The sequence below is a fragment of the Lachnoanaerobaculum sanguinis genome, assembly GCF_033242365.1.
Lineage (GTDB): Bacteria > Bacillota > Clostridia > Lachnospirales > Lachnospiraceae > Lachnoanaerobaculum > Lachnoanaerobaculum sanguinis.
Genome location: NZ_BTHK01000006.1, coordinates 137,794 through 151,661, shown reverse-complemented (window position 1 = coordinate 151,661; position 13,868 = coordinate 137,794). Strand labels below are relative to the sequence as shown.

Here is a 13,868-nt window from a genome sequence, read left to right as displayed (position 1 = left end):
TAGCACTTAGCGGATACTTTAGCAACTTTTAGGTGAAATATTCATATTATGTTCACATATAGACGGCGTAATGTAAAATAAAAGTAAAAAATAGAAGCTATAAAATAGGTAGAAAATAAATTTGCATAGAAAATTAAGAGGATACGTTGTACAATGATAAGATAAACATTTTTAGGAGACGATATGATAGAGGAAAAAGAAAATCGTATGGGAGTCATGCCGGTAGGTAAACTTCTTTTTTCTATGAGTACACCAATGGTAATCTCATTCCTGGTGCAATCACTTTACAATATAGTAGACAGTATATTTGTAGCAAGATACAGCCCCGATGCACTGGCGGCGGTATCATTGGCATATCCGATACAGATACTTATGATAGCGGTATCTGTAGGTACGGGAGTGGGAGTAAATGCATTACTTTCAAGATTGCTTGGAGAGGGAAAAAAAGACAGGGCGAAAGTGACTGCCGATAATGCGGTATTACTTGCAATAATATCATCTATAGCATTTGCGATATTCGGTGCAATCGGTACAAAGGCATTTTTTGATGCACAGACAAACAGTGAAACGATAAGAACTTTGGGATATTCATATCTTTCGATTGTAACTATATTTTCATTCGGCCTTATTTTGGAAGTTACATATGAGAGAATTTTGCAGTCTACGGGAAAGACTATTTACAATATGATTACTCAGGGTATAGGAGCAATTATAAATATAATTCTGGATCCGATACTTATTTTCGGACTTTTTGGAGCACCGAAAATGGGAGTGGCAGGCGCGGCAATAGCCACTGTGGCAGGACAGATAATTGCGATGATTTTATCATTTATCTTCAATATGAAATATAATGAAGATGTTGATATAAGTTTAGGAAAGCATATATTTAAGCCTGATTTTATCATAATAAAGGATATTTATAAGGTCGGAATACCTTCAATAGCAATGCAGTCCATGTCAACTCTTATGATGCTCGGGTTAAATAAAATACTTGTAAGATATTCGGATATGGCGGTAAATGTACTTGGAATATACTATAAGCTTCAAAGCTTTGTATTTATGCCGATATTCGGATTAAACAACGGAATGACACCTATTGTTGCATACAATTACGGAGCAAGAAATAAGGACAGAATAATGAAGGCGCTAAAATATTCGTTTTTATCATCTGTTGTAATAATGGTGATAGGAACCGCAATCTTTTGGATATTCCCAAAAGAGCTTATGATACTTTTCAGTCCGAATGAAGAGATGATGAAGCTTGGAATACCGGCACTTAGAATATGCAGTCTTTGTTTTATTTTGGCGGCATTTGACGTAATAGCTATTGCAAGTTTCCAGTCTCTGGGAAACGGTATGTATGCACTGTATGCCTCATTCCTAAGACAATTGGTTTTAATACTGCCTCTTGCCTATGTGCTTTCAAAGATGTTCGGACTTGAGGCCGTGTGGTATTCCATTCCGCTTGCGGAACTGGGGTGTGCATTTTTTGATATATATTTGATGAAGAAGATATACGATAAGAAAATTGCAAATTTATAGTATAAGTTTATAGGTTTTTTATATTTTGCCATCGGATTTGCCGGTGGCTTTTTTGTGTCTGTAAATACGATTTAAAGCAAGGAAAATTATACAAATATCTTGGATTTTTGCAAATACTTTCCGATAAAATTCGGATATAGTAAAGGATATCTGAAGGAATTCGTAAATAACAAATAGTAGTAAATATAAAGATATATACTATTTATAAGAACTGATAGTAGGAGGTAAAATGGAATCTTACTTATTGGAAATGAAAGATATCAGCAAGTCATTCGGTGCCGTGAAGGCACTAAAGAAGGCTTCCTTGAACTTAAGGAGCGGAGAAGTGCTGGCTTTAATGGGAGAAAACGGAGCCGGAAAGTCTACTTTGATGAATGTACTTAGCGGTTCTTTACACCCGGATGAGGGTGAGATTTTACTTGAAGGTGTAAAAAGAGAGATAAAAAATCCTATTCAGGCAAGAAGTCTTGGAATAGTAAAGATTCATCAGGAATTGCAGATCGTACCCGAGCTTGATATTGCTGAAAATATTTTTCTGGGAAGATGGAAGACAACAGGCATAGGATTTGTGCAAAAGAAAAAGATGCACGATATGGCTAAAGAATGCTTAAAGATGCTTGAGTGGGAGATAGATACACGTACAAAGCTTAAGGATTTGCGTATCGGAGAGCAACAACTTGTAGAGATTGCCAAGGCTATTTCCTGTGAGGCAAAGATAATAGTAATGGATGAGCCGACATCGGCACTGAGTGAACCTGAGGCAGACAAGCTCTTCCATGTGATTGAAAAATTAAAGAAAAAAGGATGCGGTATTATTTACATTACACATCGTATGGAAGAAGTATTTAAAATTTCAGACAGATTAAGTGTAATGAGAGATGGAGAGTACATAGGTACCAAGGAAGCCGGGGAAACAAACAATGATGAAATTATTGCCATGATGGTAGGTCGCTCGGTGGAGGATCAGTATCCGAAAAGAAATGTGAAAATAGGAGATGTGGTTCTTGAAGTAAAAAATTTAAGCTTCACTCCTCCTAAGGGAAGCTTTAAGCGTTCTCTAAAGGATATTTCATTTAATGTAAGATCAGGTGAGGTGCTTGGAATTGCAGGACTTGCAGGAGCAGGGCGTTCAGAAGTTTTTGAGAGTATCGTAGGAAAGCATGCTACTTGTATCACCGGAGAGATTTTGATGGATGGAAAGACAATGCAGATACGTTCACCTAAAGACGCTATTGCTGCAGGAATTTCTTTCGCAACAGAGGACAGAAAAGGAACAGGACTTATTCTTGGCAGAAGCATAGGAGATAATATTTCTCTGCCTTTGTATGATCGTTATGCAAGCTTCGGATTTATGAGAGACGGTAAACAGAAAAAAGACTGGCTGGAATATATGAAAAAACTTCGTGTTAAGGCCAAATCTCCGGCAGTACCTGTGGGTTCACTCTCCGGAGGAAATCAGCAAAAAGTAATTCTTGCAAGATGGCTTTTGACAAAACCTAAGGTGCTTTTACTGGATGAGCCTACCAGAGGTATAGATGTAGGAGCAAAAGAGGAGATTTATCTTTTGATCAATGAGCTGGCGGCATCGGGACTTGCGGTAGTGGTAATATCTTCAGAACTTCCTGAAGTAATAGGAATTTGTGACCGTATCATTACTCTTTGTGAAGGCAGACTTACAGGAGAGATTTCAAAAGAAGAGGCTACTCAGGAAATATTACTGGCGGCAGCCACCAATAGAAAGGAAGTAGTGGAGGCTTAATCATGGATGCTGATAAATTAAAGATTCAAAAAATAGAAAGTTTTTTAAAACAATTTCAAAGCTATATTGCGCTGATAATTATAGTAGTGGTGGCTACACTTATAAATATCAAGGACGGAGAAAATGTATTTTTAAGTGTTCCAAACCTTATGAATGTACTTCGTGCAGTTTCAGAAACCGGTATTATTGCCATAGGTATGACAATGATACTTATCTTAGGAGACATCGATCTGTCTGTAGGTTCGATTGTGGGACTGGTATCCACAGGCTGTGCCTCACTTATGGTAAGAAACGGACTTGGAATGTTTCCGGCAGTGCTTTTAAGTTTACTTATAGGCGCTCTATACGGTTTATTTAACGGATTATGTGTTACAAAGCTTAAACTTCAGGCTTTTATAGTTACGCTTGCAAGTATGAATATTGCAAGAGGTTTGGCAAGATTTTGGTCAAACGGAGTCGGAATTCCTTTGGCATATGGTGAAGGAGAGGGATTTGCACCTCCTGCCTTCGGATTATTGCAGGAAAAGGCCTTCGGAGTGATACCTGCACCTGTAATTATATTTATAAGCTTACTTTTGATCTTTCAATGTGTGCTTTCAAAGACATCTTTCGGAAGAAAGGTTTATGCAATCGGTGGAAACAAAAATGCGTCCTATCTTGCAGGTATACCTGTAGACAGAATAAAGATAATAGCATTTATGCTTTGCAGTATGTTATCTGCGGTAGCGGCTATGATACATGCGGCACAGATAAGTCAGGGCGGACCTAATGAAGGTATAGGATATGAGCTCAATGCTGTGGCGGCCTGTGCTATAGGAGGAACTTCACTTGCCGGCGGAAAAGGAACAATGATAGGCACCTTGGTAGGTGCGATAATACTCGGATTACTTGACAATGTGCTTGGACTTAAGGGAGTCAATTCAAATTTACAGTTGATGGTAAAGGGACTTATTATAATTGTTGCAGTATTTATGCAATCTGAAAGAAAATCTGATTAGAACTCTTTATACCGGGAATCGGTATTAAAAAATACAGTCTGCAAAGGACAGACATAATAGGAAGGAGAATCGTATGATGAAAAAAGGGTTTAAGAGAATGTTAGGACTCGGCTTGGCGGCAGTTTGTGCATTCGGATTGACTGCATGTTCCGGTGGAGGTCAGAGTGCTTCTACAACGGCGGCTCAAAGCGAGGAGGCAAAGAGTGAGGCCGGAGAGAGTAAGAGCGAAGCGAAGGCAACGGATAAGAAGGAATTTGTGATAGGTATGTCACAGTGTAATCTTGGTGAGCCATGGCGTGTGGCAATGAATGACCAGATTAAGATGGCGGCTGAAAAGCATCCTGAATTCAAGGTTATCTATGCCGATGCGGCTCAGGACAACTCAAAGCAGATAGCTGATATTCAAAACTTTATACAGCAGAAAGTGGATCTTATCATTACTTCACCAAATGAGGCAACACCGCTTACAAATGTAGTTAAGGAAGCTTATGAAGCCGGAATTCCTGTAATACTTTTGGATCGTAAGATTGACGGAGATACATATACTCAGTTTATAGGTGCCGACAATGTGGATATGGGTAGAGTTGCAGGAGAATATGTAGCCAATACTCTCTTAAAAGACGGCGGAAAAGTTTGTGAGATCAAGGGACTTGAGGGTACTTCAGGCGGAATCGACAGAGATAAGGGATTTAGAGAAGGTATTGCATCAAATCCTAAGGTTGAGATTGTTGCGGTAAACAATGCAGACTGGTTAAGAGAAAAAGCTATAACAGTGGCCGAAGAAATGTTACAGACAAATAAGGAAATCGATCTTTTCATAGCATTAAACGATCCTATGGCTGAGGGTGCATATATTGCGGCAAAGCAGGCAGGAAGAGAGAAGGATATCATGTTTGTAGGATTTGACGGTTTGCCGACTCCTGACGGTGGAATAAAGAGTGTTATCGATAAGAGAATCAGCATGACACAGGTATATCCTACAGGTGGTGCAGAGGCTATTCAGAGTGCATATGAGTTACTCGTTGAAGGTAAGGAACTTGAGAAAAACATCACTTTAAAGTCGGAGGTTGTAGTTCCTGAAAATGCTGAAGAACTTTTGACAAAATACGGCGGAAAATAAGAAAAGTGTAACATCTTAAAAGTAAATAATGAATCCAAAAAGGGGAGCAGATTGTGATATGCTCCTCTTTTTTGTATCCTCGGTTTTGTTGTCATATTCAGTGCTTAAAAACTGATATAAATTTACGGTTTATATGATACAATTAATAAGAGGTGGTAGTATGAAAAGAGATCTTCTGATATTTCAGGGTGCCATGATTTTATTTGTGGCGGTAATGCTGACTTTGGCAGGAAACTATATTTACAAAAAAGAGATGCTCCGTTCAAGGATGGGCTATATTACAGAATTACAAAGGCAACTTGCGCATTCTTTTGAGGTGAAGATACAATCTGTGGATGATACATTACAGATTCTGTCGGAAACATCAGAGATTAAAAATTGTCTTTACACAAAAGATAAAGAAACCAAAATCTATCGTGAGCAGGCTGTACGTGATATTTTTGATGCTTATGAGAAAATTCATGGTGATTATTTAAATATGATCCTTGTATATGGGGACGGAGAAGATTATATCTCAAATGATATGTACAGACCGGTGCATGAAAGTTTCTATGGAGAGGATTGGTTTTTACAGGCGATACAGGAGGGAAGCGCCTACCGCTTTGACAGCGGACTTAGAAATCTCCAAAGCTGGAAGCATTATGACAGTGACAGTTATATTTCAATTGCAAGATCGGTACAGGAGGGTGACAGGACTCTTGGAGTGCTGATGGTGGATGTTTCTGTGGGAGAATTCAAAGAGGCCTATCAGAATCTGGAAGCCGATACTGAAAACTTTTTCTTTTTAATGGATGACAGCGGAGAAATCATTTTAAGTCCTGTAAACAGGATAGTATACAGAGTTGATCCGAAGTGGTTTAAAGGTAATGAAGGCGTTGTGGTTTCTTCAATCGGTGATAAAAACTATAAATTTGTTTTTAATCGTTTTCGTGATAAAAAGCTTTTGATAGTAGGGGCATATGATGTGGAAGAGGAAAGTAAAATTCCTCTTCGTATGACCAGGATTTCAATATTTATGGCAGGTGTCTGCTTTGTGGCGGCTATGATATGGTCGGTGTGTTATCTTTTGGAAATAACCAAGCCTTTAACAGAGCTTTCGGATTTGATGCAGTCGGCTTCCGAGGGAAATCTCGATGTCAGATTTACGAGAGAATCAAAAGAGGATATAAGAATCCTGGGAAATGCTTTCAATAAGATGGTGGAGAAGCTTAAAACTTTGATGGAAATGATGAAGCTTGAACAAAAGCAAAAGCGTGAAGCGGAACTTTTGGTAATGCAAGAGCAGATAAAACCTCATTTTTTATATAATACTTTAGATATGATCGCCTGGATGGCAAGGAAACATGGAGCCGGAGATATAGTACATCTGATTGAAACCATGTCCGAGTTTTTCCGTATAAGTCTTAGCAAGGGTAAGGAGATGATTCCTTTAAAAGAGGAGCTTAAAATGATACAGGCATATTTGGAGATTCAAAGCATGAGATATAAGGATCTTTTTTCTTATGAAATATTTTGTTCACCGGATATCAGAGATGAGCTTGTACTCAGAATGTGTCTTCAGCCATTGGTTGAGAATTGCTTGTATCACGGTATTAAAGAATCAGACAATCCACATGCAAAAATAATGATATCTGCAGAATCGGTTAGAGGTGGGATTTGTATACAGATAAGAGATAACGGTTGTGAGATGGAGGAGGTGGTCATGGAGCAGTTAAATTCTTGTTTAAAGGCAAATGACTGGGAAAACTGGAAGGGCGGATTCGGTGTAAAAAATGTAGGAAGAAGGCTGTGGCACAGCTTTGCAAAGGGTAGCGGATTGCATTACTCAAAAGATGAAAACGGATATACAGTGGCAACTTTACTTATCTTAAAAGAAGAAGAGTAAAAAAGCCCGGAGGTGAGAATGAAAAAAGTATTGATTGCGGATGATGAGCCTATGATCAGAGAAGGATTGGCAGAAATGCTGATGTCCTTTGATCTTGGATTAAATATTGTAGGCAAAGCAAAGAACGGAGTGGAAGCACTTAGTATGGCCAAAACTTTGGGACCTGATATTATACTGGCGGATATTTGTATGCCGAGACTGTCAGGGCTGGATTTTGTAAGTAAACTACGTGAAGCAGAAGAAACAAAAACAGACATTATTATTATTTCGGGATTTCATGAATTTGAGTATGCCAGACAGGCTATTTCTCTAGGTGTAAGGGAGTATCTTTTAAAGCCTATTAAAGAAGAGGAGTTAAAATCCGTACTTGAAAGATTGCAAGTACCTTTCAAAGAAATAAAAAAACAGAAGAAAGGCTTTGTGGCGGACTGTTTGGAACTTTTAAAAGAGCAATATACAAACAGGGATATGGACCTGAAATATGCGGCAGAAAAGCTTTTTGTAAGTCCCGATTATCTTTCGCATAAATTGAAGGAAGAAACCGGACTGCCTTTTACACAGTGGCTGGTAAAGCTTAGGATTCAAAGAGCGGCTGAACTTTTAGAAACCGGAGAGTATTCTGTAAATGCTGTAGCCGATATGGTGGGATTTGCAAATCAGCATTATTTCTCAACGGTATTTAAACAATATATGGGGAAATCACCGAAGCAATATGGAGGAGGAGTATGAGAAAGATCCTCACACGTCCAAAAGAAATGATCCTTTTAGCTTTTATACTTGTTTGCATTTTAGGATTGTTTTTATCGGAAAAATTATATGGCGAAACTTATGAAAAAGTGGAGTCATACTCCTGCCTGATAGGACTTAGCTTGCCTGAGGTAGAGAATCCTTCACATGGAGCACTGATGGAAGAATTACATTCTGAAATGAAAAACCGCGACATAAATGTGATAATGAAAGAAGCAGGAGGAGATTTCCTGCAACAATGTAAGGATATCAAGCAGTTGGCCGCCTATGGTGTGGATGTGATGGTCATTTCACCGATAGATTCGGAATCGGTAAGAGAGGCTATAAAGGAACTTAATATGCCGGTGATTATCTTGGAAAATCCGAAATTTTTTGATGTAGGTAGTGTCTATATGGAGTATGACAGCCTTTGGGGAGGAAGAGCTCTAAGTCATATGATTTTGAATGAACATTCGGAGGGGATTTTACTGCTTAGAGGTCCTGAGTATGATCCTGTAAGCAGACAAAGAGAGACCGCATTTTTAGACAGCCTTACTAAGGAACAGAGAGAAAGCTTGACAATACTTGAAGCCGGAAAAAACAGAGACGAGGCGGAAAGAGCCATGAAATATTTTCTTATTTCAAATACAGGTATAAAAGCGGTAGCAGGACTGAGTTCCCAGACATTATACGGTGCATATCTGGCGGCTGTAAAATTCAGAAATTTTGATATGGAATTTTACGGCATAGATAATGAGATGAGTATAAATAAGATAAGTGACGGAGACTTTCATTGGATAGTATATAACAGCATGGCTAAGAAAATACTTGATGTGGGAGAAGAGCTGTATCTTGGAAAACAAGTTGAAAAAAGGATTGAAATAGGGGGTGTAAGCTGATAATACCTGTCAATAGTCAAGATGTAAATTTATCATAAATAACAGTTTACTTATGATTCTTTTTTTCTGTTACAGATATAGTGAAAATAAAATTCAAATGCAAAGCGACAAAATAAATTAATAAAAACATGAAAATAATATACAAAACAGCAAGTTGTATATGTGGCCATTGTGTAAGATTGCGTTACGGATTTATTTAATTTATAATATACAAAGAAATTTAAGAAAAATGATAGTTTAGAATATGGAGGATATCTATGGATTATCGCAAATCCGCCACAGAAGTACTGGCGGCGATAGGAGGAAGTTCAAATATTGCTTCCGCTGCACACTGTGCTACAAGATTACGTCTTGTAATTGTTGATAACGGTAAGGTTGACAAAAAGACCATTGAAAACATTGATGGTGTAAAAGGCGTGTTTGAGGCTTCCGGACAGTTACAAATCATCTACGGTACAGGTACTGTAGATAAGGTTTATGATGAGTTTATACATGTGGCCGGAATATCCGGAGCTACAAAAGAAGAGGCTAAGGCGGCTGCTGCAGCCAATACAAATATATTTCAGAGATTTATAAAGACTCTTGGAGATATTTTTGTTCCGATAATACCGGCAATTGTTGCTTCAGGATTTTTGATGGGAATCATGAATGCATTGGACTTCATGGTGGCTAACGGATTTTTAAATATTGATACATCGTCATCAATATATGTGTTTGCAAATCTGTTTTCTAATATTGCCTACATATTCCTGCCTATACTTATAGGATATTCGGCAGCGGGAGTATTTGGTGGAAATCAATACCTTGGTGCGGTTATCGGTATGATAATGATTCATCCGAATCTTACAAACGCATGGAATGTGGTAACAGCTACAGATATAGCAACTCAAAGTGTATTTTTCGGTCTTTGGAAAATCAAGATGGTAGGATACCAAGGACATGTTATTCCGATTATGATATCGGTATGGGTAATGTGTCAGATAGAGAAGAGACTTCACAAAGTGGTACCTGCAATGTTTGATTTATTTGTTACACCTCTTGTTTCGGTATTTGCAACAGGTTATCTTGCACTTGCAGCTATCGGACCGGTATTTGTGTTTGTTGAGAACGGATTCTTAAATGCGGTGCAGCTCCTTATAGCAATACCTCTTGGTATAGGTTCATTTATAATGGGTGCTTTGTATGCTCCTACAGTTGTTATGGGTATTCATCATATGTATACCATTATAGACCTCGGACAGATTGCAAAATATGGTGTAACTTACTGGTTACCTCTTGCATCTGCAGCCAATATAGCACAGGGCGGTGCTTGCCTTGCAATAGCTGTTAAGTCAAAGGATCCAAAGATAAAGAGCCTTTGTTTCCCTTCATCACTTTCAGCATTTATGGGTATAACGGAGCCGGCAATATTCGGTGTTAACCTCAGATTCTTCAGACCTTTCCTTGCAGGATGTCTCGGAGGTGCTGTGGGTGCCATGTTTGTTTCCATTATTAAGCTTGGAGCAACAGGAACAGGTGTTACAGGTATATTCGGAATTTTACTTACACTTTCAAATCCGGTGGGATATATACTGATGTTTGTTATATCAATGGCGGTTGCATTTGCGGCAAGCTGGGTACTTACTCCGTCAAGCCTGATAGATGCAAATCTTGCTACTGAACCTGTGGAAGAAAATAAGAATGCCAAAGCTCTCGGAAATGTAAATTCTGCAGAGGTTGATAAAGGAGTAAGGGTAGAGATTAAGAAGGATGAAAATGCACATGTAGATGTGGGTTCACCTCTTAGCGGAAAGATAGTTTCTATGGAAGAGACCAAGGATGAGACTTTTATAGCGGGAATACTTGGAAAGGGTATATGTATTATACCTGACGGTGATACCGTATATGCTCCGGATGACGGTACTGTAATCGCGCTTATGGGACATGCCGTAGGTATTAAGCTTGACAACGGAGTGGAGCTTATAGTGCATGTGGGTGTAAATACGGTGGAACTTGGCGGAAAGCATTTTGAAGCATTGGTTGCCAACGGAGATAAGATAAAGAAAGGTCAGGCTATTATGAAGTTTGACGCCAAGGCAATTTCAGAGGCCGGATATCTTATGACCACACCTGTACTTGTAACAAACAGCTTTGAATACAGTGATGTAACTTGCGCACCTCTTGGAGATGTGTCTGTGGGTGATAAAGTGTTGAGCGCTGTTAAATAATATTATAATAAAAGAGGCTGTCGAAATTATTTTTCGACAACCTCTTTTTACATAAATGCTCTTGGAGCTACACGCTTTATCATATCCAGCATATGATCATCCGGAGTGACAAACAGCAAAATGTTCTCACCGTTATTCGGAAAGATAAGACAATAAGAAGATGCCATATCCCCTGTGGAGCAGTCTGTTTTCTTACCGTTTCTTTGGCCGTTCATCTTAGGTGATGAAGTAGGGAAAGCGGTTTCCAATGTCTTTAAATCAACATTAAGTACATTCTTTCTCTTTGTCTTATTGTATATGGCATCAATGGTAAGATCTGCATTCAATAAAGAATATTCATATTCGACAGAGATTCTCGGATAAACCATATAATAAAATACAAAACCGAGTCCTACGGCAAGAATTATGGCAAACTGTATGTAGAGTGAGAGTATAAGTAAGAATACTATTGCAACAATATTGATTGCAGACAGTATAACGGCATTCGTATCAGGTTTATTCTTTTTTATAAGTAATTCATAAAATGTATCATTCATTGTTTTTCACCTTCAAAAAATTTGTAATAAGTATGGCGGTATTAAATATATTTGCACCCTGAAAAGTCTTTATATCAATACCGTATTTTTTTTCTATTTGCTCTATTCTGTAAACAAGAGTATTTCTATGCATATGCATATATCTCGCGGTTTCGGCAATACTCAGATTGTGACGTATAAAAGTATTCACAAGCTGCATGGTATCATCATCTATTGCTTCACCGATATGATTTTTTAAAAACTTTTCACATACGGATTTCGGAATATTATAAATCAGCTCACCGGATCCAAGATCCCCCGGACCTATTATTTTTTTATCGGAATAAAAGATCCGGCTTATAGTCAGGGCCTGACTGAGTTCTGAATATTCCTTTGTCAAAAGAGATAAATCGGTAAATATATCGCTGTATGCAATATATGCGCCGGTCATTCCTTCCGTCTCTATAACATCTATAAGAGGGGGTGCAATATTGTCTTCTCCAAGATATAAAAAGCATATATGAGTGGAATCCGTTATACAAAGATATTCCGAGCTCTTTCCCGGATAGAGTGAGGTGATTATCTTTGTAATATTATCATCTACTTTTGTCGGCACATATATAAGATAAAGTCGCATTTTGGTCTCAGGCTTTATACCAAGCGCCTTGATTGCATTTACCTGTTCCTTGTAAGGATAAAATCCGCTAAGTATATTCAAAAGAAGATTTGCGCTTGAATATTTTTCCTTGTATGCAGTGGAAAGTTTCTTTAAATCTATAAGATCTATTTCATCTTCATTTTCAATACGAAGCTTTATTCCTGTCAATTTATATATTTTATTTAATTCGTTTTTAAAGTCATTATTCATGACTATATTATAGCTTTAAATAATGCCTTGGTCAAAAGTATTTTACCATAATAAAATAAAGGGGTAAAATTACCCCCTTATCATAAAAACAAATTAGTTTGTAATTGTAAGCTCTGTTTCCTTATCAAAGATATGAACCTTTTCCATATCAAGAGCGAACTTAGCGTGATCGCCTGTTCTAAGATTTGTTCTTGGATTTACTCTTGCTGTCATCTGGAATCCTTCTACATCAAAGTATAAGAATACTTCTGCACCTAAGAGCTCATAAACTTTGATATCTGACTCGATAACGCTGTCAGGTGAGCTGTTGATAAAGAGCTCTGAATCATGCATATCCTCAGGACGAATACCAAGCACTACAGTCTTACCGTTGTAAGAACCGTCTTTGAACTTGGCAATCTTTGAGATAGGAAGCTTAAGTGTATTTGCTCCAACCTTTAAGAATACATCCTCACCCTTGTTCTCAACTACAGCATCCATGAAGTTCATCTGTGGTGAACCGATGAATCCTGCAACAAAGAGATTGCAAGGAGCATTGTAAAGATTTGCAGGAGAATCAACCTGCTGAACAATACCGTCCTTCATAACTACGATTCTTGTACCGAGTGTCATAGCCTCTGTCTGGTCATGAGTAACGTAGATGATAGTAGCACCGAGTCTCTGATGAAGCTTTGAAATCTCGATACGCATCTGTACTCTAAGTTTTGCATCAAGGTTTGAAAGAGGCTCATCCATAAGGAATACCTTAGGATTACGAACGATAGCACGTCCCATCGCAACTCTCTGTCTCTGACCTCCTGAAAGAGCCTTAGGCTTTCTGTCAAGGAGCTTCTCAAGGTCAAGTATTCTTGCAGCTTCACGAACAAGTCTGTCTATTTCATCTTTAGGTCTCTTACGAAGTTTAAGACCGAATGCCATATTGTCATATACAGACATATGTGGATAAAGAGCATAGTTCTGGAAAACCATGGCGATATCTCTGTCCTTAGGCTCAACATCGTTAACGACCTTGCCGTCAATTTCAAGTGTACCGCCTGAGATATCCTCAAGTCCTGCAATCATACGAAGTGTTGTAGACTTACCGCAACCTGAAGGTCCTACAAAGATGATGAACTCTTTGTCTGCGATTTCAAGGTTGAAATCCTGAACAGCCTTAAAACCGTTAGGATAAACTTTTTCAATATTCTTTAATGATAAACTAGCCATATTGCCTCCTAAAATTTATACGAATTTTATGTTTCAAGTATATAAAATAAAGTGTAGGCTTTCAATCGCATGCATGACCAAAAATACATACCTTCTTTCGTCAAAATAACGAAGTGAGAAAGTGCCGGATATGATTTACATAA

General features: G+C 38.2%; 11 protein-coding genes. 8 read left to right on the top strand and 3 right to left on the bottom strand.

What is annotated here, in order from left to right; translation table 11 throughout:
- Positions 1 to 183 precede the first annotated feature (183 nt).
- The 8 genes from SBH76_RS05760 to SBH76_RS05725 all read left to right on the top strand — a co-directional run bounded on the left by SBH76_RS05760 (position 184) and on the right by SBH76_RS05725 (position 11,136).
- A complete protein-coding gene (locus tag SBH76_RS05760) occupies positions 184 to 1,542 on the top strand; it encodes an MATE family efflux transporter (RefSeq protein WP_317977116.1) in 1,359 nt (452 codons plus the stop codon).
- Positions 1,543 to 1,771: 229 nt separating this feature from the next.
- Entirely contained in the window at positions 1,772 to 3,301 is a 1,530-nt protein-coding gene (locus SBH76_RS05755; protein WP_317977115.1) for a sugar ABC transporter ATP-binding protein, read from the top strand.
- A gap of 2 nt (positions 3,302 to 3,303) precedes the next feature.
- The gene (locus SBH76_RS05750) at positions 3,304 to 4,299 is read left to right on the top strand and encodes an ABC transporter permease (RefSeq protein ID WP_007595156.1); all 996 of its coding nucleotides are present in this window, start codon (positions 3,304 to 3,306) and stop codon (positions 4,297 to 4,299) included.
- Between the two features lie 73 nt (positions 4,300 to 4,372).
- Positions 4,373 to 5,419: a substrate-binding domain-containing protein gene (locus tag SBH76_RS05745; RefSeq protein ID WP_317977114.1), complete on the top strand. Its 1,047-nt coding sequence runs from the start codon at positions 4,373 to 4,375 to the stop codon at positions 5,417 to 5,419.
- 160 nt (positions 5,420 to 5,579) lie between these two features.
- Positions 5,580 to 7,304, top strand: coding sequence for a cache domain-containing sensor histidine kinase (locus SBH76_RS05740; RefSeq protein ID WP_317977113.1), 1,725 nt, complete (start codon positions 5,580 to 5,582; stop codon positions 7,302 to 7,304).
- Positions 7,305 to 7,322: 18 nt separating this feature from the next.
- Positions 7,323 to 8,033, top strand: a complete 711-nt coding sequence (locus tag SBH76_RS05735; protein ID WP_317977112.1) for a response regulator transcription factor — start codon at positions 7,323 to 7,325, stop codon at positions 8,031 to 8,033.
- On the top strand, positions 8,030 to 8,929 hold the full coding sequence (locus tag SBH76_RS05730; RefSeq protein WP_317977111.1) for a sugar ABC transporter substrate-binding protein: 900 nt from the start codon (positions 8,030 to 8,032) through the stop codon (positions 8,927 to 8,929). The genes SBH76_RS05735 and SBH76_RS05730 overlap by 4 nt, the downstream gene beginning before the upstream one ends.
- A 257-nt stretch (positions 8,930 to 9,186) precedes the next feature.
- Positions 9,187 to 11,136 carry a PTS sucrose transporter subunit IIABC gene (locus tag SBH76_RS05725; RefSeq protein WP_317977110.1) on the top strand — a complete coding sequence of 650 codons (1,950 nt, stop codon included), beginning with the start codon at positions 9,187 to 9,189 and terminating at the stop codon, positions 11,134 to 11,136.
- A gap of 47 nt (positions 11,137 to 11,183) precedes the next feature.
- On the opposite strand, the gene SBH76_RS05720 is transcribed toward SBH76_RS05725, so the two are convergent.
- The 3 genes from SBH76_RS05720 to SBH76_RS05710 form a co-directional block, all read right to left on the bottom strand.
- Positions 11,184 to 11,672: a DUF6106 family protein gene (locus SBH76_RS05720; protein ID WP_314757612.1), complete on the bottom strand. Its 489-nt coding sequence runs from the start codon at positions 11,670 to 11,672 to the stop codon at positions 11,184 to 11,186.
- Positions 11,665 to 12,519 (bottom strand): PucR family transcriptional regulator, encoded by an 855-nt coding sequence (locus SBH76_RS05715; protein ID WP_317977109.1) that lies wholly within the window; start codon positions 12,517 to 12,519, stop codon positions 11,665 to 11,667. Before SBH76_RS05715 ends, SBH76_RS05720 begins: the two co-directional genes overlap by 8 nt.
- A 93-nt stretch (positions 12,520 to 12,612) precedes the next feature.
- Complete coding sequence (locus tag SBH76_RS05710) at positions 12,613 to 13,725, bottom strand: ABC transporter ATP-binding protein (RefSeq protein WP_009663370.1); 1,113 nt, start codon at positions 13,723 to 13,725, stop codon at positions 12,613 to 12,615.
- Between the last annotated feature and the right edge of the window lie 143 nt (positions 13,726 to 13,868).

Excerpts from the sequence above, each read along its gene's own strand:
- SBH76_RS05710 (WP_009663370.1), bottom strand. The coding sequence starts at position 13,725 with ATGGCTAGTTTATCATTAAAGAATATTGAAAAAGTTTATCCTAACGGT.
- SBH76_RS05725 (WP_317977110.1), top strand. The coding sequence starts at position 9,187 with ATGGATTATCGCAAATCCGCCACAGAAGTACTGGCGGCGATAGGAGGA.
- SBH76_RS05755 (WP_317977115.1), top strand. The coding sequence starts at position 1,772 with ATGGAATCTTACTTATTGGAAATGAAAGATATCAGCAAGTCATTCGGT.
- SBH76_RS05740 (WP_317977113.1), top strand. The coding sequence starts at position 5,580 with ATGAAAAGAGATCTTCTGATATTTCAGGGTGCCATGATTTTATTTGTG.
- SBH76_RS05720 (WP_314757612.1), bottom strand. The coding sequence starts at position 11,672 with ATGAATGATACATTTTATGAATTACTTATAAAAAAGAATAAACCTGAT.
- SBH76_RS05735 (WP_317977112.1), top strand. The coding sequence starts at position 7,323 with ATGAAAAAAGTATTGATTGCGGATGATGAGCCTATGATCAGAGAAGGA.
- SBH76_RS05745 (WP_317977114.1), top strand. The coding sequence starts at position 4,373 with ATGATGAAAAAAGGGTTTAAGAGAATGTTAGGACTCGGCTTGGCGGCA.
- SBH76_RS05760 (WP_317977116.1), top strand. The coding sequence starts at position 184 with ATGATAGAGGAAAAAGAAAATCGTATGGGAGTCATGCCGGTAGGTAAA.
- SBH76_RS05715 (WP_317977109.1), bottom strand. The coding sequence starts at position 12,519 with ATGAATAATGACTTTAAAAACGAATTAAATAAAATATATAAATTGACA.
- SBH76_RS05730 (WP_317977111.1), top strand. The coding sequence starts at position 8,030 with ATGAGAAAGATCCTCACACGTCCAAAAGAAATGATCCTTTTAGCTTTT.
- SBH76_RS05750 (WP_007595156.1), top strand. The coding sequence starts at position 3,304 with ATGGATGCTGATAAATTAAAGATTCAAAAAATAGAAAGTTTTTTAAAA.